A 24765-nucleotide genomic window follows, 5' to 3' on the forward strand; every position below is an offset into this window, starting at 1 on the left:
ACGTGCGCTACGACGACAGCCCCCCGCCGCCCGAGTCCGCCTCCTCCATCAGCCCCGACCGGCCCTGGTTCGCGCGCCGGCCCGCCCTCGCCGTGACGCTCGCGGCGCTGGCCCCGACCTGTCTGGCGGGCTGGGTGCTGACCCAGGTGCTGTCCGGCCCGGCCTCCGGCGCCCCGCAGCCCGCCGCGGCGCCGCTCGCCGCCTCCTCTCCGGCGGCCGCGGCGGACGCCAAGCCCAACGCCTCCCCGTCCTCCCCGGCCCCGCCGGCCGCCCCGTCCGCCTCCTTGGCCGCCGCCCCCGCCAAGGGCCCGCTGACCGGCCGGACCGTCGTCCTCGACCCCGGGCACAACACGGGGAACTTCAAGCACGGCCGGGAGATCGACCAGCAGGTGGACATCGGCACCAACCGCAAGGAGTGCGACACCACCGGCACCACCACCAACTCCGGCTACATGGAGGCCGAGTTCTCCCTCGACGTCTCCCACCGGGCGCGCGCCCTGCTGGAGGCCAAGGGCGCCAAGGTGGTCCTCACCCACGACGGCGAGCGCCCCTGGGGCCCTTGCATCGACGAGCGGGCCCGGATCGGCAACCAGGCCGCGGCCGACGCCGTGGTCTCCGTCCACGCCGACGGGGCCTCCGCCGGGAACCGGGGCTTCCACGTCATCCTCCCGGCCCGGGTCAAGGGCGGCGCCGCCGACACCGCGAAGATCGTCGGCCCCTCCCGCGACCTCGGCGAGCGCATCGCCTCCAACTTCGCCCGGGCCACCGGCTCCTCCCCCGCCAACTACCTCGGCAGCGGCACCGGGTTGGTCGTCCGCGACGATCTGGGCGGGCTCAATCTCTCCACCCGGCCCAAGGTGTTCATCGAATGCGGCAACATGCGTGACGACAAGGACGCGGCGCAGCTGATGAGTCCGCAGTGGCGGCAGAAGGCGGCCCAGGGCATCGCGGACGGCATCACCGGCTTCCTGGGCGGGTAGCCCTCCCGGGGCGGCGGCGGGCCGCCCCGGTCCTCTCGGCCGCGGAAACCTCCGTACCATGGGGGCGCCCGATCCGCCCCTGCCAAGACCGAGAAGGACACCAGAGACGTGAACATCCGCTCCCTCACTCGAGGCGACGGCGTGGTGATCGGAGCAGCGGCGCTGCTGTTCATCGCCTCGTTCCTCGATTTCTACTCCGTGACCGGCGCCGACCTCCCGAGTGCCTGGGACACCGATTCGTACGGGCTGGCCCTCCCCGCCATCTTCCTGACCGGCTTCATCGCGGCGGGCCTGCTGATCGGGGCCCGCTTCCAGCCCGAGGGCCGCAAGATCGGCGGGCTGCCGCTGACGGCCTGGGGCACGGTGCTGGCCGTGGCCGCCGCCTGGAACGCCCTGTGGTCCCTGATCACCATGCCGTCGCGGGCCGATCTCGGCGTCGGCAGCATCCTCGCGTTCCTCGCCGCGCTCGCCCTGGCCGGCGTGGCGGTCGCCGGCGGGAAGGTCCCCGCGCTCGCCGGGCCGCTCGTCCCTGAGCCCAAGCCCGTCACCGCCCAGCCGTACGGGGGCCAGCCCGGCACCGGCTACGGCTACCCGGGCGGCCAGCAGCCGCAGGGCTACGGGGCCACCCCGCAGCCGGTCCCGCCGTACGGGGGCGCCCCGCAGGACCAGGCCGCCGGCGGGTTCCCGGCGGAGGAGTTCACCCCGTTCTGGTTCGCGGTGCCGGTGGCCCGGCCCCTCTTCGCCGAGGACGGCTCGCCCTCCCCGATCGCGGAACTCGCCCCGGGCACCTGGTACCTGGCCGTCGACCAGCGCGGCCCGTCCACGCTGATCGCCCAGACCCAGGACGGCCGCCGCGGCGTCCTGAACGACACCTCGGGCATCCAGCGCGGCTGACACCCCGCGCGCCCGCGCACGTACGGCCCCCCGCCCACCCGGGCGGGGGGCCGTCGCACGTCCGGGCCGGAGGCCGTCGCACGTCCGGGCCGGAGGCCGTCGCACGTCCGGGCCGGAGGCCGTCGCGCTTCCGGGCTGGAGGCCGTCCCGCTTCCGGGCTGGAGGCCGTCGCACGTCCGGGCGGGGGCCGTCGCGTGCGCGGGCGCGCGGGGCCGTCGCACTTCCGGGCGGGGCCCGCGTGCCCTACAGTCGCCCGGACGGATTGCCTGACGGATCGTCAGGTCAGCCTTCGCGGAGGGACCGCCCATGCGCCTCGGACTCGCACTCGGCTACTGGGGCCGCGGCCCCGGCCCGTCCCACCTCGACCTCGCCACCGAGGCCGAACGCCTGGGCTACGACTCGGTGTGGACCGCCGAGGCCTGGGGCTCCGACGCCTTCACCCCGCTCACCTGGATCGCCGCGCACACCTCCCGCATCCGCCTGGGCACCGCCATCGCGCAGATGGCCGCCCGCACCCCGACCGCCACCGCCATGCACGCCCTCACCCTGGACCACCTCTCCGGCGGCCGGATGATGCTGGGGCTGGGGCTGTCCGGGCCGCAGGTGGTGGAGGGCTGGTACGGACGCCCGTTCCCCGCGAGCCCGCTCACCGCCACCCGCGAGTACGTCGACGTCGTCCGCCAGGTGCTGCGCCGCGAGGCCCCGGTGGCCCTGGACGGCCGCTTCCACTCCCACCCCTACCGGGGCGAGGACGGCACCGGGCTCGGGAAGCCCCTCAAGCCGATCACCCACCCGCTGCGCGCGGACCTCCCGCTGCTGCTGGGGGCCGAGGGCCCGAAGAACATCGCCCAGACGACCCGGATCGCCGACGGCTGGCTGCCGCTGTACTGGTCGCCCACCCGCACGGACGTCTACCGGGCCTCCCTCACCGACCTCCCGGCCGGGTTCATGATCGCGCCGATGGTCCGGGCCCACGTCTGCGAGGACGTCGCCGAGGGGCTGCTCCCGGTCAAGGCGATGCTGGGCTTCTACATCGGCGGCATGGGCCACGCGGCCCGCAACTTCCACGCCGACCTGATGGCCCGCATGGGGTACGAGGCCGAGGCCCGGCGGATCCAGCGGCTGTTCCTCGACGGGCGCAGGCAGGAGGCGGTGCTCGCCGTCCCCGACGCCTTCGCCGACGAGATCTCCCTGATCGGCCCCCGCGAACGCATCGCGGAACGCCTGTCCCTCTGGCGCAAGGGCCCCGTCACCGACCTCCTGATCACGGCACCCGACCCCCACACCCTCCGGGTGATGGCGGAGCTGAACGGTTAGGGCAGCCCGGCCAGCAGCTCGTCCAGGTCCGGCGGCATCACCGCGATCTCCACGTCCGGGCCGCCGTCCGCCGCCGCGCAGGCGACGATCCGCGAGCCGGGGTTGATGGCGAGCCCCTCGCGTACGGAGGGGGCCCGGACGGACCCCTCCCGGGCGCCGGCCAGCGGTACCGCCGGGCCCCGGCCGGGTTCCCAGCGGGCCGCGCCCCCCTCGGCGTACACCCGGCCCGGGCGCCAGCGGCCCTCGCCGGCCGGGCGACGGGCCATGCCCGGGATCCCGGCGGGCGGGCCGGCCGCCACCCGCTGACGGTGCTTGCGGCGCAGCAGCCAGCCGGTACCGGCGGCGACCAGGGCGAAGAACAGGAACTCGATCACGCGCCCTATTCAAACAGCCCGCACCAAACTTCCCCAAAAGGCCTGAATCCGCCCACAGGAGGTTCCTGTGGGCGGATTCAGGTGGCGGTCCGGTCGTCAGCCTCCGAGCTGCGAGACGCTCGGGACCTTGTCCGTCACCGGGGCGCCCGCGCTCCTGCCCGCCTCCTTCACCCCGTTGATCACGTTCTCGAAGGAGCTGATGTCGGCGTCACCCGCGTCGCCCTTGCGCAGCTTGCCGCCCAGGTTCTTGAGGGAGTCGATGCCCGCCGTGAGCGGCCCCATCGCCTTCGACAGCAGCGGGTCGCCCTTGGCGTTGTCGGCCGCCGCCTTCAGCCGGTTGTACGCGAACGCGCCCGCGAGACCCGCCTTGATCAGCGCGAACGTACGGCCCTTCGCGCCCTTCTTGAACTTGCCCGCCCGGTAGGGCTTGATGATCCACTGGTAGGTGGCCCCCGCCGCGAGACCGGCGTTGGCGACGAAGCGGGTCTTGGCGAACTTCTGCCGCTCCTCCGACGTGCTCGGCTCGGGCGTCGCCGCGGCCAGCTCGTCCGCCTCGGCCGCCTCCGGCTCCGCCACCGCGAGGGCGGCCAGCTCCGCCGCCGTCGCGGCCGACGAGACCTCCTCCCGTCGGCCCCGGTCGCCACCGGTACCGCACGCGGTGGCGCCGGCCAGCAGGGAGGTGGACAGGAGCACGGCCGTCACGGCGCGGCGGAATCGGACGGTGGTGGGAACGCGCACGGTTGCCTCCGGGGACTGAGGTGTCCCCCGCAGCCTCACCCGGCCACCGCCACCCCGCCACTCGGGTCGCCCGTTCGGACAGGGGGCGCGGCGGTCGCCGTGGGGTGCCGTGGGCTGGTGCGGGCTGCCGTATCCGTTGCCGTACGGGTTTCAACCGCGCGGCAGCGGCAAGACGCCCGGCATGCACGCAGAACGCATCTCAGGACGCCGGGCCGGCTGGTCGGCCGGCCGGATCGTGGCCCTGGCCGCCGACGTCGTGGCGCTGATCATCGTCGTGTGGATCGTGATGGACCTGCTGGACGCGAACCGCTCCAACGACGTCGTCGCATGGTTCCACGACGCGGCGACCTGGCTGGCCGGCTGGTCGCTCGACATCTTCCACCTCGGCCGCCACTGGGCCCAGGTGATCGTCGGCTACGGCGTGGCCGCCCTGGTCTACCTGGTGGCGGGCCACGCCCTGGCCCGCCTCCTCCACCGCGTCTAGGAACGGCCGTCTAGGAACAGCGGCCGTCTAGGAACAGCAGCCCGGGTCCAGGCCCGGCGGGAGCCGGTCGCCGCCGAAGACCACGGCGGTGGCCTCGTCCCCGCCCAGCGCGGCCACGGCCAGCAGCAGCGAGCCCGCCGTCCAGGTCGTCTGCTCCACCGGCCACACCGCCCGGTCCTCGAAGACGTAACCCGTCCAGTACATGCCGTTCTCGGCGCGCAGGTGGCCGATCGAGCGCAGGATCTCCAGCGCCCGGTCCGACTCCCCCATCACCCACAGGGTGAGCGCCAGCTCGCAGGACTCCCCGCCCGTCACCCACGGGTTCGGCAGCACGCACCGCACCCCCAGGTCCGGGACGACGAACTCGTCCCAGCGCTCCTCGACCCGCGCCTTCGCGTCCGCACCCGTCAGCGCGCCGCCCAGCACCGGGTAGTACCAGTCCATCGAGTAGCGGGACTTGTCCAGGAACCGCTCCGGGTGCCGGCGTATCGCGTGCCCCAGCGCGCCCGCCGCCAGCTCCCAGTCGGGCTGCGGGTCACCGCGGTGGTCGGCGATGGCCAGGGCGCAGCGCAACGCCTGGTGGATGGAGGAGGACCCGGTCAGCAGGGCGTCGGTGACGGCCGTGCCGTCCGCCTCCCGCTTCCAGCCGATCTCGCCGCCGGGCTGCTGGAGGCCGAGGACGAACTCGACGGCCGCCACGACCGCGGGCCACATCCGGTCGAGGAAGGTGTCGTCGCCGGTGGCCAGGTAGTGGTGCCAGACGCCGACGGCGATGTACGCGACGAAGTTGGACTCCCGGCCCGCGTCCTGCGGTTCGGCGGTGTCCACGCCGTCGGGCCGGTCCGCGTAGGCCGCGTACCAGGAGCCGTCCGGGTTCTGGTGGCGGGCCAGCCAGAGGTAGGCCCGCTCCGCCGCCTCGTGCTCGCCGGCCGCGTCCAGGGCCATCGCGGCCTCGGTGTGGTCCCACGGGTCGAGGTGGTGGCCCCGGAACCACGGTATGGCCCCGTCGGCGCGCTGGACGCCGAGTATGCCCTCGACCGTGCGGGCCGCCTGTTCGGCGGTCAGCACGCCGTCCAGGACGAGGTGTTCGGGTACGGTGCGCCCCGGCGAGCTCACTTCGCCGCGCCGACGGGGAGGTGGGGCTTGGTCGCGTACGCCACGAAGCTCTTGCCGATGAGCGGGTTGAGGGCCTGCTCGGCGAGGCGGGTCGCGAGGGGCTTCTTCATGATGTCCCAGACCAGGAGCTTGTGGTACGCCTTGACCGGCAGCGCCTTGTCGTTGTCCACGCCGAAGGCGCACTTGAGCCACCAGTACGGGGAGTGCAGGCCGTGCGCGTGGTGGGTGCCGTAGGGCTTGAGGCCGGCCTGCTTCATCTTGCCGAGCAGCTCGTCCGCCTTGTAGATGCGGATGTGACCGCCCTCGACCTCGTGGTAGGCGTCGGACAGCGCCCAGCAGATCTTCTCCGGGCCGTAGCGCGGGACGGTGACCGCTATGCGGCCGCCCGGCTTGAGGACGCGCACCATCTCGGCGAGGACGCCCTTGTCGTCGGGGATGTGCTCCATCACCTCGGAGATGATGACGACGTCGAAGGACTCGTCCGGGAAGGGCAGGGCCAGGGCGTCGCCCTCCATGGCGGTGGCGGTGGCGCCGGCCGGGGCCTCACCGGCCTCCTTCATGGCGGCGAACCACTTGGCGACCTCGCGGATCTCCTCGCCATTGCGGTCCACGGCGACGACCTGGGCGCCGCGCCGGTAGCACTCGAAGGCGTGCCGGCCTGCGCCGCAGCCCAGATCGAGCACACGGTCGCCTGCGGCGAGCGGGAACCGGGAGAAATCGACGGTCAGCACGGGGTCCTGCCTTCGCGGTCACGGGGGTGAAGGGTGGTGCGGGTGGTGCGGGTGGTGCGGGTGGTGCGGGTCGTGCGAGGTGGTGCGGGTCGTGCGTGGTGCGGTCGTGCGTCGTGTGGGGGGGTGGTGCGTGCGGGCGGGGTGCGTTCGCGTGTCGCGCTCGCCGTTCGGTGGTGCGGCGGTCACCGGGTCCGGGCGGCGGCGGTCCGCGCGATGGCGGCTCTGTAGTGCGCCACGGTGCCCTCGGCCGCCTTGGCCCAGGTGAACCGGGCCAGCACCCGCTCCCGTCCGGCCGTGCCGAGACGGGCGCGCAGGGCGGCGTCGCCCAGCATCCGGCCCAGGGCCGCGGCCAGCGCCCCCGCGTCGCCGGGCGGCACCGCCAGACAGGTCTCCCCGTCCGGGCCGGCCACCTCGGGGATGGCCCCGCCGGTGGTGGCGACGAGCGGGGTGCCGGTGGCCATGGCCTCGGCGGCGGGGAGCGAGAAGCCCTCGTAGAGGGAGGGCACGCAGGCGACCTCGGCGCTGCGCACCAGGTCGACGAGTTCGGCGTCGGTGATGCCCTTGACGAAGCGCACCGCGCCCTGGAGGTCGTACTTCTCGATCGCGCGGGCCACCGGGCCGCTCTCGGCGCGCTTGCCGACGACGACGAGGTGCGCGTCGGGCCGTTCGGTGCGCAGCTTGGCGAGGGCCTCGACGAGGTGGACGAGTCCCTTGAGCGGGACGTCGGCACTGGAGGTGGTCACGATCCGGCCCGGGACCTCGGCCACGGAGGGGTCGGGCGACCAGAGGTCGGTGTCGGCGCCGATGTGGACGACGTGGATGCGGTCGTCGCGGACGCCCAGGTGCTCGGCGATCTCCTGCCGGGAGGAGCCGGAGACCGTGAGGACGGAGGGCAGCCGGCGGGCGACGCGGCCCTGCATGCGCGTGAACGCGTACCAGCGGCGCACGGAGGCGCGCTTCTTGCGGTCCTTGGCGGCGGCGAGGTCCAGCTTCCGGTCCACGGTGATGGGGTGGTGGATGGTCGTCACCAGCGGTGCGCCGAGGTCGGCGAGCAGGCCGTAGCCGAGGGTCTGGTTGTCGTGGATGACGTCGAACTCACCGGCGCGGGCCTGGAGGTGGCGCCGGGCGCGCAGCGAGAAGGTCAGGGGCTCGGGAAAGCCGCCGGTCCACATGGTCGCGACCTCGACGGCGTCGATCCAGTCCCGGTACTCGTCGCGCTTGGGGGTGCGGAACGGGTCGGGGCTGCGGTAGAGGTCCAGGCTCGGGAGCTCGGTGAGCGTGGCGCCGGTGTCGAGCACCGGGTAGGGCTGCGCGCCGATGACCTCGACGGAGTGGCCGAGCTTCACGAGCTCGCGGGAGAGGTGGCGGACGTAGACGCCCTGGCCGCCGCAGAACGGGTTCCCCTTATAGGTGAGCAGTGCGATGCGCAACGGCCGGCCGCCGTCGGCGGCGGAACCCGCGAGAGCCTCGAAAGGGCTCGTCACCATGGCCTCTGCGGTCACTCTCGGCCCCCTTCTCCCTGCACTGTCGCCGGAGCGTAACCGCTCGGATAATGTAGAACAAGTTTCAGACTTGATCCGTCGAAGAGCATTGAATCTACCGGCCGGAAACCACACCGTAAGAGGCGGAGCAGGTGATTCGCGCCACGGCTCGGACGCCCGGCGCGAGGCCTGACATGCTGGCTTCCGGAGCCGTCACCGGCCATCCCCGAAGCAGCACCCGCAACGACACGGAACGCCAGGAACGGGACACATGACAGCGGAAGCGAAGGCGGTCACGACACCGGCGGCCCTGACCGGCCCGGCGTCCCCTCCCCTGACGGAACGCCAGGAGGCGCGCCGCCGCAGGATCCTCCACGCGAGCGCGCAACTGGCCAGCCGGGGCGGGTTCGACGCGGTGCAGATGCGCGAGGTCGCGGAGTCCTCGCAGGTCGCGCTCGGCACGCTGTACCGGTACTTCCCGTCCAAGGTGCACCTGCTCGTCGCCACCATGCAGGACCAGCTCCAGCACATGCACACCACCCTGCGCAAGCGCCCCCCGGCGGGCGCGGAGCCGGCGGAGCGGGTCGCGGAGACCCTGATGCGGGCGTTCCGGGCGCTCCAGCGGGAGCCGCACCTGGCGGACGCCATGGTCCGCGCCCTGACGTTCGCGGACCGCAGTGTGAGCCCGGAGGTGGACACGGTCTCCCGTCTGACGACGGCCATCATCCTCGACGCGATGGGCCTGGAGGCCGCACCGACGGCCGAGCAGCTGTCGGCGGTCCGCGTCATCGAGCACACCTGGCACTCGGCGCTGATCACGTGGCTGTCGGGGCGGGCGTCGATCGCCCAGGTGAAGATAGACATCGAGACGGTGTGCCGGCTGATCGACCTGACGGCCCCGGAAAAGTCCTGATCGGGTTGTCGGGGGGCGGCGCCCTGGCCAGACCGTCTCGGAGAAGGGCTGGGGCTTTCCCGTCAGCCCCACTGTCCTTCCGGCCCGGGCCGCCCTGTCAAGGGCGCTCCCTCCGGTCGCGTCGCTCCGCGATGGCCTCCGGCCACCCTTGACAGGGCGGCCCGAACCGGAAAGACAAGGACTGCCGGGAAACCCCCGAAGGAACGGGACGGACGTTCCTTGGACATGCGGCGGGATCAGGGACCAGCCGGGCAGACCGGGGGCCGGCAGACCACACATCCGGCCCCCATCACCGTCAATCGGCGCCACCCCACGCATCAGATCGCTACGCGCTTCTCGCTTTTCGGCGTCCGGCGCTCATCTGGGGCCGCTACCCGCACGACATGCCGATCAGGCAGGCACCCGGGGCTGGCGCGCGCGACAGATCGCTACGCGCTGCCCAGATCCCGGCGTCCGGCGGCCGTCTGGGGCTGATACCGCCCCCTGCGGGGCCCAGAGGGCCTTCAGCGAGCGTCGAAGTCGTACTCCAGGACGTAGGACGCCGAGTCCAGGGTCATGTCGTTGACCTCGACGGGGCGGCCGCCCTCGGCGAAGGCCGTGCGGACGATCTGGATGACGGGCGTGCCGGGCGAGAGCGACAGGCGCTCGGCATCGTCCACCGAGGGCATCCTGGAGCGGACCTCCTCCCGGAAATGAACGGGTTCGTGCCCCAGTTCGGCGAGCCTCGCGTACACGCCACCGGGGCCGGTGTCAGGCCGGGTGATGGCGGAGTCGGCGACGATGTCCGACGGGAGGTATGACGTCGCGAAGAGGACCGGCTTTCCTTCCAGCACGAAACGGCGGCTCCGCACCCAGACCCGAGACCCGGGAGAGATCCCGAGGGCACCGGCGATACGACTGTCCGCCTCTTGCTCACCCACGTCGATCTGATCGACGACGAGTTCACGATCGTCGATATCAGCGGACCAGATGGAACGACCCGACCCCCACTGCCCTTGCGCCAGGCGCTGGATTCCACGCCGTCGCCGGATCCTGAACGAGCGGACGAAGACCCCGGCGCCTCTCCGCGCCTCCACGAGCCCTTCGTTCTGGAGGACTCCGAGGGCCTGGCGGGCGGTCATACGGGCGACCTCGTAGGTGGCCATGAGGTCGTTCTCGCCCGGCACCCGGTCGCCGGGACCGTACTCGCCCGACCGGATGGCCACCTTCAACGCATCGGCGATCCGCTGGTACTTCGGCTGACGGGTGCTGCCCTGGCTGGCCATCGAACCGATCACTCCTTCTGTTCTCCGGACACCCTAGGCCCAGCCCACACATCGGTGTCGGGATCCGTCCCGACCCATTCGGGCGAGTTCTCTAGAGATAGATTGCCCGAACGCAGCTGAGCTGGCTACCGTGCAGGTATCTCTAGAGAGGCCGCTCACGGGTGGCCTTCAGGCCGAGGAGCGATCTGTATGCGGCAGATTTCCGGCGATTCGGCAGCCCCTGAGGCTCAAGACACGCCCAGCGCCCCCTTGGACAGGGCGACCTCGCCCACCGGGCCCAGCGCCGAGCTCCTTGAGCGGGCGCTGGACGGGTGGGAGCGGTTCCTCGACGGGTTCGAGGGGGCGTCCGGTGAGTGAGGGCTACGCGTACGTCCCGCACCGGCTTCTGCACCGTCGCGTGCGGGACATCCCGAGCGGGGTCGAGGGCGTGCTGATGGCTGTCGTCCACGAGGACGTCTCGGACTTCTCCGGATACGAGCGGTGGATGGAACTGGCCTACATCCGCGACGCGTCGGGCCGCGAGTTCACCACCGCCGTCGGGAACGTCGAAGCCGTCGAGTGGACGGCCTGACACGGATCTCGACGACGGGGCGCGCGGTTCGGGCCGCCGAGCCGCGGCCCGAACCCTTCGCGCTCAGGCCTTCGGGTCGCCGTCGGACACCCGGGTCCTGCGGCCTTCCGGCACTGAGGCCTCGTACAGGACCACGATCTTTTCCTTGCCGTCCTTCAACTCGAACATGACACCGCCGTCCCCCGGATAGGGCTGCCGGTGATCGAACCCGCCGGGGAAGATATCGCCGGGAATGCGTTCCGGGAACGCCGCGCAGTACATGGTGTACCTGTCGGCCGTGGTCCGAGAGTCAGGATTCCGGCGACGCTGCAGGTGCTTGCAGGCGTCACACAGCACGGGCGATCGGCGCATGCAGGTCAGGCCGGGGTGGGGCGGAGGGTGAGGGTGGTGAAGCCCCAGGAGGTGCGGTAGGTGCGGAGCCATTCCGTGCGGCGGGTCGTGGACCAGTCGAGGACCTGGGGGCTGTCCGGGTGGGTGGGGTGGTCCAGGGCCCAGTCGGCCAGGGTGCCCCAGTTGGACCATTCGTAGTCGTCCAGCTCCTGGCGGGTGCTGGTGTGGCCCTGGACGGGGGTCCAGCCGGCGGTGACGACCTGGTCCACCAGGGTGGGCAGGTCGGGGAAGTCGCCCAGTACTTCGAGCGCTTCGGGGGTGGGGGTGCGTTCCCAGAAGCCGTCGCCGATCAGGACGCGGCCGCCGGGGGCGAGGAACTTGCGGGCCGCCTCGAGGGTGGGGAGGAGGCCGCCCAGGGCGTGCGTGGAGCCGACGCAGAGGATCAGGTCGAAGGGGTGGGGGGAGGCGAAGTCCTCGGCCTTCTGGAGGTGGAGGGTCAAGCGATCACCCACGCCCAGACGGACGGCCTTGTCGCGGGCCTCCGCCAGGTCGGACTCCGAGATGTCCACGCCCTCCGCGCGGACGTCCGGATGTGCGGTCAGGGCGCGCAGGAGCCACTCGGCGCTGCCGCAGCCCAGGTCGAGGACGCGTTCGTCGCCGCGCGGGAGTGCCTGGGTCAGGAGGCGGCTCACGGAGTCGTCGTTCAGGGGGGACTTGATGGGGTGGTGGGTGTGGGCCAGCTTGGAGATCTGTTCGCGATTCACCGGCGCAGCCTCGCAGGGGGAAGGCGCGTACGCAGCTTGTTTTTCGCCAGGAGTGTCAGCGGCGGTCGCTAGTCTCTGCGGGTGATCGACGAAGCCGAGGTCTGGGACCGTTGCGCCGCCCTGCTGCCGGACGCCGACGGCGATGAGGTGCGGGTGTGCTGGGCGATCGGTGAGCAGGAGGCCGGCGTCGAGTACCTGGTGGACGCCCTCCTGCGGCACCGGGTGCCGATCGGTGAGGACACCCGGGCGGAGATATCCGTGGTGGCGGAGGGGTGGGGGATGCGGCAGGCCGTCGCCGGGCGGCTGATGGATTGTCCCGGGGACGGGCGTCCGGCTGTTCTGGAGCTGGTCGAAGGGGAGAACGTCCTTGCCGCAGTCGGCCACCCCGCGCTGGACGGGTTCCTCCTGATCCCGTGGATACGGTCCACGGGATCAGGGAGGCTCCTGGTCCGGGCTCATGTGGAGGAGCCCTGGGGGGACCTTTCGCTCATTCCGGAGTACTACGGGGTCCTGGCGTCCGAGCAGGGGCCGGTGCTGCGGCTCTTCGAGTCGTTCTCCGCCCGGGAGGCCTTGGAGGAGCTCCGGGGCTCACACCCCTGAGGTCGCCTCGGTCTTCAGCATGCCGCGCAGGGCGTCGCGGAATTCCTGGGTGTCCTCCTCGCCGTGTACCGCGACCGCGTGCTGGACGGCCGCGCCCATGACCTCGTCTTCCTCACCGATGATGGTCAGGGTGCACCCGACTTCGCTGGGGTACTCCCTGCAGTCCATGACCTTGCGCATGACGCACCTCCAGTGGCGATGCCTGTCGGTCACACCTCCTACGATCCTCCGGTCGGGCGCCGGGGGAAAGCCGGGGCGCCGGTCAGGCGCCGCCGGGCTGGAGGACGCCGTTGACGGTGAGGCGGTAGGGCGCGGCGGACTTGATCGATTCGGTGGGTTCGTAGTGGTCGACGATCGCGAAAACCGTTTGCGCCCGGGTGCCGAGCAGGCGGCGCAGGCGGCGTTCGTCCAGTACCGCGTGGTAATCGGCGTCCAGGGGGGCCTCGGCGGTCCAGGCCCGCTTGTGGTCGTCGGTGTAGGCGACGAGGCGCAGGCTGATGCCGGGGATCTTCTGGATCTGGTAGTTGCTGATCGTCTGCCAGCCGGTGAGGGAGGATCCGTCCGAGATCAGGGTGGAGCCGGATCTGATGTCGTCGACCCACAGGCCCGGGTTCGTGGTGAAGGAGTCCGCCCGGTAGCGGAAGGCCACGAGTACGGTGCGGCCCGCGAGGTCGGAGAGGTCGACGCTCTGGTGGGTCCAGCCGCCGGAGTTCCCGTTGAAGCCGGGCAGCAGGTTGACGAGGTCGCCTTCGGCGTCGGTGTTCAGGCTGGTGACCATGCCCGCGCTCTTGCGTGAGGTGAAGGTGGCGCCGCCGTCGGTGGAGACCTGGACGACGCCGAGGTCGTAGCCGGGCTCGATGTCCCAGCGGGCGTCGAAGGAGAGGGTGGGGTCGGCGGGGTCGACGGTGACCGGGCGGACGATGCTGCGGTCGAGGTTGACCTCGCCGTTGACGGGGCCCGAGTAGAGGGCGGGGTCGCCCGTCGCGTGGCCGTCCGGGTCGACGGTCCACTCCACCGGGCGGGTGGGGTACACGGTCGGGGCGTCGAAGGTGAGGGACTTCAGGGCGCCGGCGGGGAGGTGGGTGCCGGTGCCGTCGCGCAGGCGGACGAAGTCGGCGCCGTTGGTGGGGGCGCCGGGGCGGGCGTAGGCGAAGGGGGTGTCGAGGTTGACGGTGGAGTGGAGCGGCTTCGCGCGGAAGCGGCGGGGGTCGGCGCCGGTGAGCTCGGCTCCGTCGTCGAGGAGGCCGTCGAGGGCGGCGGTGGCGGACCAGTCGCGCAGGAGGGTGAAGGCGTCCTCGTGGGCTCCGTGCCGGGCGAGGACCCTGGTGAGGCGTTCGAAGCCGGAGCCGTCGCCTTCGTAGAGGAAGTCCCTGACGAAGCCGTGTCCGTACCGTTCGGCGAGGGTGTGGATCATGACCTCGGAGGCGCCGTAGTCGCACAGGACGCTCTGGCCGGGGTCGCCCCAGATGGTGAGGGAGTTCTCGGGCCCGCCGGCGCGGTCGTTGTAGGCGTCGGTGTAGCCGGCGGGGAACATGGCCCGCTGGCGGCCCTGGAAGCAGCCGATCTTGAGGTTCTTGAGGGCGTCCTGCCTGCGGTCGTCGTAGCCGACCAGCCACCTGGCCCATTCGGCGACGCCCTCGACCGTCCAGGTGGCACCCTGGGCGTCCTTGGCCCTGCTGTACCAGAGCACGTGGTTGTACTCGTGGGCGAGCAGGCCCTCGATGTAGTTCGGCATCGGGAAGCCTTCCCAGATGCGGCACGGGGTCCCGCCCAGGTTGGCCGGCTTGGCGCCGAGCATGGTCTTCCAGCCCGCGGCCTGGACGATGAGGATGTTGCGGTCCACCGCCTCGACGTCGTCGCTGATGAACTGCCCGCCGGCCGCCATGTTGTCGACGAGGACGACGACGCGGTCGCCCTTGCCGCGCCAGGCGTCCGCCGGGATGCTCGGGTCGAGGAGCTCCGGCTTGGCGTGGCTGCCGTCGCGCGGCCTGGGGACGCCGAAGACCTCGGCCTCGCGGGGGCGGATCACCTTCTCGAACTGTTCACCCAGGTAGCGCAGCTGCGGGTCGGTGATGACGAGGTCGTCGGCATTGGAGGTGGCGCAGTCCTCGGTGTCCACCCGCAGGTCGCCGGTGGGGACCCAGATCTCGGTGTGCGGGGTGAGGGTGCGCAGCTTGAACTCGCGCAGCACGGTCTGGCCGGACCAGTCGATGGTCGGCCAGCTGCGCAGGGTGCCGAGGGTTTCTCCGCCGCCGCCGTAGCGGCCCTTCTTCGCCTGCTGGGACAGCCGGGGCGAATGGTGGCGTTTGTGGTGCACGGAGTGGTGGTGGTCGTGGTCCGGCCGGGGCTGGGGCCGGGGGGCGGCCTGGGCCGCGCCGGGTGGGAGGGTCCAGGCCAGGAGGAGTGTGGTCAGGACCAGGGACCACCACGCGGCGCGTCTGCGCGCGGTGGACGGGGCGGGCTGGCGCATCGGTCTTCTTCCGGGGGGTGGAAGCGGATGATGCGACAAGCTAGCGACATGGGATATTCCGTCCGGGCATGTCGGGTGGGGCGTGTCGGGCCGGAGCCGTCGGGTCCGGCCCGGCCGCCGTCAGTCCTCCGGCGGGAACACCGGCTCCCCCGTGGCCGCCAAGGTGATCAGGATGGCCTCGACCGGGCAGCCCTCCGCCGCCGTGAGGGTGGGTTCGTTGGCGTCCGTCTCCGGGGTGCGGGGGCGGGACTGGCGGGCCGAGTCGAGGGCGAAGGCCTCGGGGGCGTGGTTGACGCACATGCCCGAGCCGATGCAGACGCCCCGGTCCACCTCGACCTGCCAGCGGTCGCCCATCACGAGCCCGCCGGCAGGTGGATCATCTTGTGCTCCAGGTACTCGCTCAGGCCCTCGGGGCCGAACTCCCGCCCCACGCCGCTGTTCTTGTAGCCGCCGAACGGGCCGAGCATGTCCAGGCTGAAGGTGTTGACGTTGAAGGTGCCGGTGCGCACGCCCCGGGCGAAGTCGACGCCGTGGTCGACGTCGGCGGTCCAGACGCTGCCGCTGAGGCCGAACTCCGAGTCGTTCGCGATACGGGAGGCCTCCGCCTCGTTCCCGTACGGGATCAGGCAGACCACCGGGCCGAAGATCTCCTCGCGGGCGATCCGCATCGAGTTGTCGACGTCGCCGAAGAGGGTGGGTTCGACGTACCAGCCGCGCTCCAGGCCGGCCGGACGGCCGCCGCCGGTGAGGATCTTGGCGCCCTCCTCCTGGCCGATGCGGATGTAGTCGAGGGAGCGCCGCTGCTGGCGCTCGGCGACGAGCGGGCCGAGCTGGGTCGCCGGGTCGAGGGGGTCGCCGACGACGAGGGCTCCGGCGGCGGCCGCGAGGGCCTCGGCGATCTCCCCGTAGCGGCTGCGGGGGGCGAGGATCCGGGTCTGGGCGACGCAGGCCTGGCCGTTGTTCATCCAGGCGGCGGGGACGATCCCGGCGACGGCGGCCTCCAGGTCCGCGTCGGGCAGGATCACGGCGGCTGACTTGCCGCCGAGTTCGAGGGTGACCCGGGTCAGGTTGCGGGCGGCGACCTCCATGACCCGCTTGCCGGCCGCGACCGAGCCGGTGAAGGCGACCTTGTCGACGCCGGGGTGTGCGACCAGGTACTCGCTGACCTCGCGGTCGGCGGGCAGGACCGACAGCACGCCCTCGGGCAGCCCGGCCTCCCGGGCGATGTCGGCCAGGATGAAGGAGTCCAGCGGGGCCTCGGGCGAGGGCTTGAGGATGACGCAGGAGCCGGTGAGCAGCGCGGGCGCGAGCTTCGCGGCGGCCACGAACTGCGGGACGTTCCAGGGGATGACGGCGGCGACGACCCCGACCGGTTCGCGGCGCACCAGGATCGGCCCGAGGGCGCCCTGGCGGCGCTCCTCGTACGGGTAATCGCGGGCGACGGTGATGGCGGAGTCGTAGACCATCATCGCGCCGAGGGCCTGGGCCAGGACGCTCCAGGAGTACGGGGAGCCGTTCTGGGAGCTGATGGAGCGGGCTATCTCCTCGTGCCGGACGGTGATGGCGTCCTTGATGCGGGTGACGACGGCGATGCGCTCGTCGAGGGAGAGCCGGGGCCAGGGGCCCTGGTCGAAGGCCCTGCGGGCGGCGGCGACGGCGCGGTCCACGTCCGCCTCGCAGGCGTGCGGGACGCTGCCGATGACCTGCTCGGTGTGGGGGGAGACGACGCGGATGGTGCCGGTGCCCAGCGGATCGGTCCATTCCCCGCCGATGAACAGTTGTCCGTGTTCCACGAGCTCGGTCATGTCCGGTGCCTCCAGGGGGCTGCGCACGCTCTCACCGATGTCGCAGAACTGATACCAGTTCTAGTTCGAGGAGTCCACGGTCCGGACGAGGGTGCCGGAAGATCCGATGGCCCGTCAGGACTGTTGGTGGACGGTCGACTTGGGCTACTACTGGAACGCGTTCTCGTCAGAGCGGATCGAGCCGGCCAGGGAGCCCCCATGTCAGAGGTCATGTCACAGGTCACCGACCACGGCGGGGGTGTGTGGGGCATCAAGGTCCCCATCCCCGACAACCCCCTGGGACACACCCTCGTCCACGTCCTCGACACGGACGCCGGCCCCGTCCTCGTCGACACCGGCTGGGACGACCCCGCCTCCTGGGACGCACTCACCGGCGGTCTCGGCGCACTCGGCATCGCCGTGAACGACGTGCACGGCGTGGTCATCACCCACCACCACCCCGACCACCACGGCCTCTCCGGGAAGGTCCGGGAGGCCTCCGGCGCGTGGATCGCCATGCACGCCGCCGACACCGAGGTCGTGCTGCGGACGCGCTCGTCCGAGCCGGGCGTCTGGTTCGACTACATGAGCGAGAAGCTGACCGCCGCCGGAGCCCCCGAGGAGCACGTCGCGCCGCTGCGGGCGGCCCGGGAGAGCGGGCGGATGCGGACCCTGCCCGGGCTGCGGGCCGCCGTCCCCGACCGGGAGATCGTCCCCGGAGAGCCGCTCCCGCTGCCCGGACGGCGGCTGCGGGCGATCTGGACCCCCGGGCACACCCCCGGCCACGTCTGCCTGCACCTGGAGGAGACCCACCCCGCGAACCTGCCCGGCAACGGCCGGCTCTTCTCCGGCGACCACCTGCTGCCCGGGATCTCCCCGCACATCGGCCTGTACGAGGCCCCGGACGACACCCGGGTCACCGACCCCCTGGGCGACTACCTCGACTCCCTCGAACGCGTCGGCCGCCTGGAGCCCGCCGAGGTGCTCCCGGCCCACCAGCACGCCTTCACCGACGCCCCCGCCCGCGTACGGGAGCTCCTCGCGCACCACGAGGAGCGGCTGGCCGGCTTGTGGCGGCTGCTGCTGGCCGAGCCGCTGACCCCGTGGGGGCTCGCGGAGCGGATGGAGTGGAACCGGCCCTGGGAGCAGATCCCGTACGGCTCCCGGAACATCGCCGTCTCGGAAGCGGAAGCCCATCTGCGGCGCCTGGTCAAACAGGGCCGGGCGGAGGCCGTCCCGGGCACCGGCCCGGTGGCGTACCGGGCGGTGTGAGGGGCGCCGGGCGGCGGGCCGGGCGGGCCCGCGGGGGCCCGGTGCCCCGGGGGCGCCGGGGTACGGGCCGGTAGAGTAAGGCCGTCGTCCACACTTCCGTACGGGGGGAAGCCGGTGCGAATCCGGCGCTGACCCGCAACCGTGACCCGGCCCGCCGCACGCGGGGCGGGGAGCCGGAATGCCCCGTAGCGGAGGTGCGCGGCTCGTGCCGCCGGGGCTTCCGGCGGCCGGCACCGTCGAGGTAAACGGAGCCGGAGCCCGGTGCCCGCGCGTGCCCGTCTCCCGCTCCCCGCACGAGAGGCACCCGCCCCGCCATGAACGTCCGCCGCAGCGCAGCCGCGCTCGCCGCTTCCGCCGTGCTCTGCGTGGGCGCCGCCCCCGCAGCCCTCGCCGACACGCCGCCGCCCGCCCCCTCCGCGCCGCCGGTCGTCCCGTCGGGCCTCTTCGGCAAGGCCGACCCCTCCTACGACGGGGTGTGGCGCCAGTCCTTCGCGCTGCTCGCCCAGCAGACGGTCGGCGAGAAGCCGGCCCCGCAGGCCGTCGACTGGCTGACCGGCCAGCAGTGCGCGAACGGCGGCTTCGCCTCGTTCCGCGCGGACGCCACGAAGGCCTGTGACGCGACGACCGTGTTCGACACGAACGCCACCGCCGTGGCCGTCCAGGCGCTGAAGGCCCTCGGTGGCAAGGACGCCCAGGTCAAGAAGGCCGTGGACTGGCTGAAGTCCGTCCAGAACGAGGACGGCGGCTGGGCCTACGTCCCCGGCTCCCCCAGTGAGGGCAGCTCCACCTCGATCGTGATCAGCGCCCTCGCGGTGGCGGGCGAGAAGCCGGCCGAGGTGAAGTCGAAGGCCGGCAAGTCCGCCTACGACGGCCTGCTCTCCTTCCAGCTGGGCTGCTCCGCCGAGCCGGCCTCCGACCGGGGCGCCTTCGGCTACCAGCCGGCCGACGGCAAGCTCGCCGCCAACGCCGACGCCACGGCCGCCGCCGTCCTGGCGGGCCTGGGCAAGGGCACGCTCGTCGAGCCCGCCACCACGGACACCCCCGCCGCCGCGCTGCCCTGCCCGGCGGGCGCCGCCGACCCGGCCGCCGCCGCCCAGGCCGCCGCCGGCTACCTGGCCGAGGCCCTGAAGAAGGACGGCCACCTGACGGCCGTCACCCCCGGCGCCGACCAGCCGACCGCGGACACCGGCAACACCGCCGACGCCGTGATCGCCCTGGCCGCGACCGGGCACCGGCAGGCGGCCTCGGGCGCGCTGGAGTGGCTCAAGAACAACTCGGCGTCCTGGTCCAACCGGAACCCGGCCGCCCTCGCCACCCTGGTCCTGACCGCCCACGCCACGGGCACCGACCCGAAGGCCTTCGGCGGCGTCGACCTCGTCGCGGCGCTGAACGCGACGGGCCCCGCCCCGCAGCAGCCGGACGCCGAGGCGCAGAAGGTGGAGAACAAGGGCGACAAGTCCTCCTCCGGCAACCAGAACCTCTGGTGGATCATCGGCGCGGGCGCCGCCGCCGGCATGGGCATCGGCATCCTGCTGAGCGGCCGCCGCAAGAAGAACGAGCTGTGAGCCGGCGCCGTTCGCGGGGCCCCGTCGGCCTGCTGGCCGTCCTGGGCCTGCTCCTGACCCTGTTCGCGGCCTCCCCGGCACTGGCGGCGAGCTACCGCTACTGGTCGTTCTGGGAGGGCACGGGCGGGAAGTGGGGCTACGCGACCCAGGGCCCGTCGACGGCCCGGCCCGCGGACGGCACCACGCTCGGCTTCCGCTTCTCGGTGAGCAAGGACGCCGGCGCCGAGGCGGCTCAGCCGCGCACCGGCGCCGACTTCGAGGCCGTCTGCGGCGGCACCGCCGCTGCGGAGGGGAAGAAGCGGGTGGCGCTCGTCGTCGACTTCGGCGTGCCCGGTGACGCGCCCGCCGGTGAGACACCGCCGCAGGAGGCCCCGCGCACGGCCTGCGCCCAGGTGGCCCCGGAGGCCACGGCCGCCGAGGCACTGGCCTCGGTGGCGAAGCCGCTGCGCTACAACGGCGCGGCGCTGCTGTGCGCGATCTCCGGCTACCCGAAGTCGGGCTGCGGCGAACCGATCGCGGACGCGGAGCCCCAGGCCTCGGCCTCCGCCGCCGCGCCCTCCTCGGGCGGGGGTTCCTCGGGCGGGGCCTCCTCGGGTGGGGGCTCCGGCCCCTCGGCCGGCCTGCTCGCGGGCGTGGCGGCGGTGGCCGCCCTGGGCGCGGCGGCCGTCTGGCAGTCCCGCCGCCGCAGGCGATGACGGCTCCTCCCCCGGCGGGCGGGAACACCACCCACGGCGCGGCACGTGCGGACGCGACCCCGTCCCGGTCCGGCGCCGCAGGGGCCGGTCGGGGGTCGCCGGGGTCCTCGTACAAGAAGGAACGGTCCTGGCGGGCTCCCGAGGCGCGCCGGAGCAACACCCTGCACGCGGGGGCCTGGTGGCTGTGGGCCCTCGGGCTCGCGACCGCCGCCTCCCGGACCACCAACCCGCTGCTGCTCGGGCTGATCGTCGGCGTCGCCGGTTACGTGGTCGCCGCCCGCCGGACCGAGGCGCCCTGGGCGCGCTCGTACGCCGCCTTCGTCAGGCTCGGCCTGTTCGTCGTCGGGCTGCGGCTGCTGTTCTCCGTGCTGCTGGGCTCCCCGATCCCCGGCACGCACCTCCTGTTCACCCTGCCGGAGGTGCCGCTCCCGGCGTGGGCGCAGGGCATCCGCTTCGGCGGGCGGGTCACCGCCGAGCAGCTGGCGTTCGCCTTCTACGACGGGGCGAAGCTGGCGACGCTGCTGATCTGCGTCGGCGCGGCGAACGCCCTCGCGTCTCCGGCGCGGCTGCTGAAGTCGCTGCCCGCGGCGCTGTACGAGGCGGGCGTGGCCGTCGTCGTGGCCATGACCTTCGCGCCGAACATGGTCGCGGACGTGGCCCGGCTGCGGACCGCGCGCCGGCTGCGCGGCCGTCCCACGGGCGGGGTGCGGGCCGTGCTCCAGATCGGGCTGCCGGTGCTGGAGGGCGCGCTGGAGCGGTCGGTGGCCGTCGCCGCGTCGATGGACGCGCGCGGGTACGGCCGTACGGCGCGGGTCCCGGCCGCGGTGCGGCACACCACCAACGTCCTCACGCTCGGCGGACTGCTCGGCATGTGCGCGGGCACGTACGGGCTCCTCGCGGCGGAGGGCGCCGCCTTCGGGCTGCCCCTGCTCGGCATCGGCCTGGCCCTGGCCCTCGCGGGGCTGCGGCTGGGCGGGCGGCGCAGCGTCCGCACCCGTTACCGGCCCGACCGGTGGGGGGCGCGCGCCTGGCTGGTCGCCGGGTCGGGGGCGGCGGTGGCGGCCCTCCTCGTCCACGCCGGGTCGGTGGACCCCGAGGGGCTGCGGCCGGGCGTGGTCCCGCTGGCCGCGCCGGGGCTCCCGCTGTGGCCGGCGGCGGCGGTCCTGCTCGGCCTGCTCCCGGCGTTCGTGGCCCCCGTCCCCTCCCTTTCCCCGAAGGAGCCGTCGCGTTGATCCGCTTCGACCAGGTCTCGGTGACGTACGAGGGCGCCGCGCGGCCGTCCCTGCGTGACGCGGACTTCACCCTCCCGGAAGGGGAGCTGACCCTCCTCGTCGGCCCGTCGGGGGTCGGCAAGTCGACCCTGCTGGGGGCCGTGTCCGGGCTGGTCCCGCACTTCACGGGCGGCACGCTGCGGGGGCGGGTGACGGTCGCCGGGCGCGACACCCGTACGCACCCGCCGCGCGAGCTCGCGGACGTGGTGGGCACGGTGGGGCAGGATCCGCGGGCCCACTTCGTGACGGACGTGGTGGAGGACGAGCTGGCGTACGGCATGGAGTCGCTGGGCCTGCCGCCCGCGGTGATGCGCCGCCGGGTGGAGGAGACCCTCGACCTGCTGGGCCTGAACGAACTCCGCGACCGCCCGATCGCGACCCTCTCCGGGGGCCAGCAGCAGCGGGTGGCGATCGGCTCGGTCCTGACGACGCACCCGAAGGTGCTCGTCCTGGACGAGCCCACCTCCGCGCTGGACCCGGCGGCGGCGGAGGAGGTGCTGGCGGTGCTCCAGCGGCTGGTCCATGACCTGGGCACGACGGTCCTGATGGCGGAGCACCGCCTGGAGCGGGTCGTCCAGTACGCCGACCGCGTCCTGCTCCTGCCGTCTCCGGGCGAGCCGCCGGTCCTGGGCACCCCGTCGCAGATCATGGCCGTCTCCCCGGTCCACCCCCCGGTGGTCTCCCTGGGCCGCCTGGCGGGCTGGACCCCCCTCCCCCTCTCGGTCCGCGACGCCCGCCGCGCATCCGCTCCACTGCGGGCACGACTGTCGGCGCGAGCCGTTCCAGCCCCGCCGGCGTTTGAGGCGCTGGGGTCCGGGTCCCCGTCCCGGGCCGTCCCAGCCCCGCCGGCGCTTGAGGCGCTGGGGTCAGGGGGCGGAGCCCCCGAAACGGGGTCCGGGGCGGAGCCCCGGGGAACGGTGGAAGGGCGGGGCGGGGAGCAGCTCCGCGCAGCGGCACCCACCACACCGGCACCCGCACCCGCACCCGCACCCGCACCCGCACCCGCACCCGCACCGACAACGGCCCCCACCCCCCGCCCCGGCCTGCTGGCCCGCCTGACCGGCCGCTCCCGGCGCGGGCCGGGCGACGCCACACCCGGAACCCCCACCCCCACCGGCGCCCCCGGCGCCACCGCCACCGTCACCGCCCTCGGCATCCGCCGCTCCCGCGCAGAGGTCCTCCACGACATCACCCTCACCGTCGCCCCCGGCGAAACCATCGCCCTCATGGGCCGCAACGGCGCCGGCAAGTCCACCCTCCTCGCCGCCCTCACGGGCACCCTCGCCCCCACCACCGGCCAGGTGACGGTCGGCGGCCGCACCCCCCACCGCACCCCGCCCCCGGAGATGGTGCGCCGGGTCGGCCTGGTCCCGCAGGAACCCCGCGACCTCCTCTACGCCGACACCGTCGCCGCCGAGTGCGCCGCCGCCGACGCCGACGCCGGGGCCGCCCCCGGAACCTGCCGCGCCCTGGTCAGCACCCTGCTGCCCGACGTTCCGGACGGCACCCACCCCAGGGACCTGTCCGAGGGCCAGCGCCTCACGCTCGCCCTCGCCCTGGTCCTGACCGGCCGCCCCGCCCTGCTCCTCCTCGACGAGCCCACCCGCGGCCTGGACTACGCCGCCAAGGGCCGCCTCGTCGAAACCCTGCGCGCCCTGGCCGCCGACGGCCACGCCATCGTCCTCGCCACCCACGACGTGGAGCTCGCCGCCGAGCTGGCCCACCGCGTGGTCATCCTGGCGGGCGGCGAGATCGTCGCGGACGGGCCGACCGCCGAGGTCGTGGTGTCCTCCCCCGCCTTCGCCCCCCAGGTGGCCAAGATCCTCGCCCCGGACCGCTGGCTCACGGTCTCCCAGGTGGCCGCCGCGCTGAACACCACGGAGCCCACGAAGACCACGGCGGAGACCACACCATGACCACCCGCCCTACCCACACCACCCACCCCACCCGCCCCCTCCGCCCCATCCGCATCGGCCCCCGCGCCGCAGCGGCCCTGGTCCTCGTCACCCTCATCGGCATCGCCGCCTTCGGCTGGCCCCTCCTCGCGGACGCCGGGTCGGGCCTGGCGCACTCCCAGGACGCCCCCTGGCTCTTCGCCGCGCTGCTCCCCCTCCTCGTGGGCGTCGTCGTCGCGACCATCGCCGACAACGGGATGGACGCGAAGGCGGTGGCCATGCTCGGCGTGCTCGCCGCCGTCGGGGCCGCGCTGCGTCCGCTGGGCGCCGGCACGGCCGGCCTGGAGCCCATGTTCTTCCTGATGGTGCTCAGCGGCCGCGTCCTCGGCCCCGGCTTCGGCTTCGTCCTCGGCGCCGTCACGATGTTCGCGTCCGCCCTGCTCACGGGCGGGGTGGGGCCGTGGATGCCGTTCCAGATGCTGGCCCTGGGGTGGTTCTCGCTGGGCGCCGGGCTGCTGCCCGGGGCGACGGGGATCCGGGGACGGGCGGAGCTGGCGATGCTCGCGGCGTACGGGTTCCTCGGCTCGTTCGCGTACGGGACGGTCATGAACCTCCAGGGCTGGGTCCTGCTCCAGGGCATGGGGCAGGGCGTCTCCTTCCACCCCGGGGACCCCGTGCCGGAGAACCTCGCGCGCTTCTTCGCGTACTGCCTGGCGACCTCGCTGGGCTGGGACCTGGGGCGGGCCGCCCTGACGGTCGTCCTGACCCTCACCCTCGGCAGCACCCTGCTGCGGGCGCTGCGGCGGGCCACTCGGAAAGCGGCGTTCGACGCGCCCGTTTCCTTCGATTCGGGGGCCGGAAGTGGCCCGGGACACGCACCCGACGGGGTATGAACCGGTACGGACGGTGACATCGGGGCGGCTGGGCGGTGAGGCGGCCCACAGGACCCAGGTCACATCCGACCCGCCCTAGTACCCCCGCCACCCCGCGCACACCCGCGCCCCACCATGGCCACCCTCCCCCTCCACCCGGGACCTTGAGCCCCTCCTCCTATCCCCGCTCGTAGCAGGGGGGCGTTGCCAGGGCGGCCGGGGCCTGGCTAACTGGTGTTGTCGCCGAGGCGGCCGGGGCCCACCGCCCCCCGCCGGCCGAACCCCTCCCCTTCGTGTGAGTGGCTCCCGCATGCTCCGGCATGCGCCGCGACCGTCCCTGTCCCCGTCGGAAGGTTCATCCGTGTCCAACGCCGTCATCCGCC

The 24765-nt window shown here is 73.5% G+C and carries 25 protein-coding genes; 13 read left to right on the forward strand and 12 right to left on the reverse strand.

All coding sequences use genetic code 11. From position 1 onward, the window contains the following. Positions 1 to 2 precede the first annotated feature (2 nt). The 3 genes from ABT403_RS18690 (at position 3) to ABT403_RS18700 (ending at position 3191) form a co-directional block, all read left to right on the forward strand. Positions 3 to 980, forward strand: a complete 978-nt coding sequence (locus ABT403_RS18690) for an N-acetylmuramoyl-L-alanine amidase (RefSeq protein ID WP_344153347.1) — start codon at positions 3 to 5, stop codon at positions 978 to 980. 108 nt (positions 981 to 1088) lie between these two features. Continuing rightward, positions 1089 to 1874 (forward strand): DUF5336 domain-containing protein, encoded by a 786-nt coding sequence (locus ABT403_RS18695; RefSeq protein WP_344153344.1) that lies wholly within the window; start codon positions 1089 to 1091, stop codon positions 1872 to 1874. Between the two features lie 306 nt (positions 1875 to 2180). Continuing rightward, complete coding sequence (locus ABT403_RS18700; RefSeq protein WP_344153341.1) at positions 2181 to 3191, forward strand: LLM class F420-dependent oxidoreductase; 1011 nt, start codon at positions 2181 to 2183, stop codon at positions 3189 to 3191. On the opposite strand, the gene ABT403_RS18705 is transcribed toward ABT403_RS18700, so the two are convergent. Together ABT403_RS18705 and ABT403_RS18710 are read right to left on the reverse strand one after the other, a co-directional pair. Beyond that, positions 3188 to 3565 carry a hypothetical protein gene (locus tag ABT403_RS18705; protein WP_344153338.1) on the reverse strand — a complete coding sequence of 126 codons (378 nt, stop codon included), beginning with the start codon at positions 3563 to 3565 and terminating at the stop codon, positions 3188 to 3190. The genes ABT403_RS18700 and ABT403_RS18705 overlap by 4 nt on opposite strands. A 96-nt stretch (positions 3566 to 3661) precedes the next feature. Beyond that, positions 3662 to 4303: a hypothetical protein gene (locus ABT403_RS18710; RefSeq protein ID WP_344153335.1), complete on the reverse strand. Its 642-nt coding sequence runs from the start codon at positions 4301 to 4303 to the stop codon at positions 3662 to 3664. A gap of 181 nt (positions 4304 to 4484) precedes the next feature. Here ABT403_RS18710 and ABT403_RS18715 point away from each other — a divergent pair, with 181 nt between their 5' ends. Beyond that, positions 4485 to 4787: a hypothetical protein gene (locus ABT403_RS18715; RefSeq protein ID WP_344153332.1), complete on the forward strand. Its 303-nt coding sequence runs from the start codon at positions 4485 to 4487 to the stop codon at positions 4785 to 4787. Between the two features lie 27 nt (positions 4788 to 4814). On the opposite strand, the gene ABT403_RS18720 is transcribed toward ABT403_RS18715, so the two are convergent. The 3 genes from ABT403_RS18720 to ABT403_RS18730 all read right to left on the reverse strand — a co-directional run bounded on the left by ABT403_RS18720 (position 4815) and on the right by ABT403_RS18730 (position 8136). Further along, entirely contained in the window at positions 4815 to 5903 is a 1089-nt protein-coding gene (locus tag ABT403_RS18720; protein WP_344153329.1) for a prenyltransferase/squalene oxidase repeat-containing protein, read from the reverse strand. Then, a complete protein-coding gene (locus tag ABT403_RS18725; RefSeq protein ID WP_344153326.1) occupies positions 5900 to 6634 on the reverse strand; it encodes a class I SAM-dependent methyltransferase in 735 nt (244 codons plus the stop codon). The genes ABT403_RS18720 and ABT403_RS18725 overlap by 4 nt, the downstream gene beginning before the upstream one ends. Before the next feature lie 182 nt (positions 6635 to 6816). Beyond that, positions 6817 to 8136: a glycosyltransferase family 4 protein gene (locus ABT403_RS18730; RefSeq protein WP_344153323.1), complete on the reverse strand. Its 1320-nt coding sequence runs from the start codon at positions 8134 to 8136 to the stop codon at positions 6817 to 6819. 250 nt (positions 8137 to 8386) lie between these two features. Between ABT403_RS18730 and ABT403_RS18735 the strand changes: the two genes are divergently transcribed. Beyond that, positions 8387 to 9028 (forward strand): TetR family transcriptional regulator, encoded by a 642-nt coding sequence (locus ABT403_RS18735; protein ID WP_344153320.1) that lies wholly within the window; start codon positions 8387 to 8389, stop codon positions 9026 to 9028. Between the two features lie 503 nt (positions 9029 to 9531). Here ABT403_RS18735 and ABT403_RS18740 read toward each other — a convergent pair. After that, positions 9532 to 10293, reverse strand: a complete 762-nt coding sequence (locus tag ABT403_RS18740) for a GntR family transcriptional regulator (protein ID WP_344153317.1) — start codon at positions 10291 to 10293, stop codon at positions 9532 to 9534. Positions 10294 to 10642: 349 nt separating this feature from the next. Here ABT403_RS18740 and ABT403_RS18745 point away from each other — a divergent pair, with 349 nt between their 5' ends. Then, complete coding sequence (locus tag ABT403_RS18745) at positions 10643 to 10864, forward strand: hypothetical protein (protein WP_344153315.1); 222 nt, start codon at positions 10643 to 10645, stop codon at positions 10862 to 10864. Between the two features lie 63 nt (positions 10865 to 10927). Here ABT403_RS18745 and ABT403_RS18750 read toward each other — a convergent pair whose 3' ends face one another. After that, positions 10928 to 11125 carry a hypothetical protein gene (locus ABT403_RS18750; protein WP_344153312.1) on the reverse strand — a complete coding sequence of 66 codons (198 nt, stop codon included), beginning with the start codon at positions 11123 to 11125 and terminating at the stop codon, positions 10928 to 10930. A 95-nt stretch (positions 11126 to 11220) separates the two neighbouring features. After that, positions 11221 to 11958, reverse strand: coding sequence for an SAM-dependent methyltransferase (locus ABT403_RS18755; RefSeq protein ID WP_344153308.1), 738 nt, complete (start codon positions 11956 to 11958; stop codon positions 11221 to 11223). Positions 11959 to 12039: 81 nt separating this feature from the next. Between ABT403_RS18755 and ABT403_RS18760 the strand changes: the two genes are divergently transcribed. Further along, the gene (locus ABT403_RS18760; RefSeq protein ID WP_344153305.1) at positions 12040 to 12558 is read left to right on the forward strand and encodes a hypothetical protein; all 519 of its coding nucleotides are present in this window, start codon (positions 12040 to 12042) and stop codon (positions 12556 to 12558) included. On the opposite strand, the gene ABT403_RS18765 is transcribed toward ABT403_RS18760, so the two are convergent. The 4 genes from ABT403_RS18765 to ABT403_RS18780 all read right to left on the reverse strand — a co-directional run bounded on the left by ABT403_RS18765 (position 12547) and on the right by ABT403_RS18780 (position 16833). Further along, positions 12547 to 12738 carry a DUF1059 domain-containing protein gene (locus tag ABT403_RS18765; protein WP_344154795.1) on the reverse strand — a complete coding sequence of 64 codons (192 nt, stop codon included), beginning with the start codon at positions 12736 to 12738 and terminating at the stop codon, positions 12547 to 12549. The genes ABT403_RS18760 and ABT403_RS18765 overlap by 12 nt on opposite strands. 82 nt (positions 12739 to 12820) lie before the next feature. After that, positions 12821 to 15028, reverse strand: a complete 2208-nt coding sequence (locus ABT403_RS18770; RefSeq protein ID WP_344153302.1) for a hypothetical protein — start codon at positions 15026 to 15028, stop codon at positions 12821 to 12823. 120 nt (positions 15029 to 15148) lie between these two features. Beyond that, positions 15149 to 15382: a ferredoxin gene (locus ABT403_RS18775; RefSeq protein ID WP_344153299.1), complete on the reverse strand. Its 234-nt coding sequence runs from the start codon at positions 15380 to 15382 to the stop codon at positions 15149 to 15151. After that, on the reverse strand, positions 15382 to 16833 hold the full coding sequence (locus tag ABT403_RS18780; RefSeq protein ID WP_344153296.1) for an aldehyde dehydrogenase: 1452 nt from the start codon (positions 16831 to 16833) through the stop codon (positions 15382 to 15384). The genes ABT403_RS18775 and ABT403_RS18780 overlap by 1 nt, the downstream gene beginning before the upstream one ends. A gap of 210 nt (positions 16834 to 17043) precedes the next feature. Between ABT403_RS18780 and ABT403_RS18785 the strand changes: the two genes are divergently transcribed. From ABT403_RS18785 to ABT403_RS18810, 6 genes are all read left to right on the forward strand, one after another. Continuing rightward, complete coding sequence (locus ABT403_RS18785) at positions 17044 to 18084, forward strand: Strvi_7410 family MBL fold metallo-hydrolase (RefSeq protein ID WP_425580139.1); 1041 nt, start codon at positions 17044 to 17046, stop codon at positions 18082 to 18084. Between the two features lie 314 nt (positions 18085 to 18398). Beyond that, the gene (locus ABT403_RS18790) at positions 18399 to 19649 is read left to right on the forward strand and encodes an SCO2321 family membrane protein (RefSeq protein ID WP_344153290.1); all 1251 of its coding nucleotides are present in this window, start codon (positions 18399 to 18401) and stop codon (positions 19647 to 19649) included. Next, the gene (locus tag ABT403_RS18795) at positions 19646 to 20344 is read left to right on the forward strand and encodes an SCO2322 family protein (protein WP_344153287.1); all 699 of its coding nucleotides are present in this window, start codon (positions 19646 to 19648) and stop codon (positions 20342 to 20344) included. Before ABT403_RS18790 ends, ABT403_RS18795 begins: the two co-directional genes overlap by 4 nt. Next, positions 20341 to 21576 (forward strand): energy-coupling factor transporter transmembrane component T family protein, encoded by a 1236-nt coding sequence (locus ABT403_RS18800; protein WP_351649338.1) that lies wholly within the window; start codon positions 20341 to 20343, stop codon positions 21574 to 21576. The genes ABT403_RS18795 and ABT403_RS18800 overlap by 4 nt, the downstream gene beginning before the upstream one ends. Beyond that, on the forward strand, positions 21573 to 23531 hold the full coding sequence (locus ABT403_RS18805; protein WP_344153284.1) for an ABC transporter ATP-binding protein: 1959 nt from the start codon (positions 21573 to 21575) through the stop codon (positions 23529 to 23531). Before ABT403_RS18800 ends, ABT403_RS18805 begins: the two co-directional genes overlap by 4 nt. Beyond that, the gene (locus ABT403_RS18810; RefSeq protein WP_344153281.1) at positions 23528 to 24403 is read left to right on the forward strand and encodes an ECF transporter S component; all 876 of its coding nucleotides are present in this window, start codon (positions 23528 to 23530) and stop codon (positions 24401 to 24403) included. The genes ABT403_RS18805 and ABT403_RS18810 overlap by 4 nt, the downstream gene beginning before the upstream one ends. Positions 24404 to 24765 lie beyond the last annotated feature (362 nt).

Source organism: Streptomyces sp. NPDC000075 (assembly GCF_040301925.1).
GTDB classification, from domain to species: domain Bacteria; phylum Actinomycetota; class Actinomycetes; order Streptomycetales; family Streptomycetaceae; genus Streptomyces; species Streptomyces polychromogenes.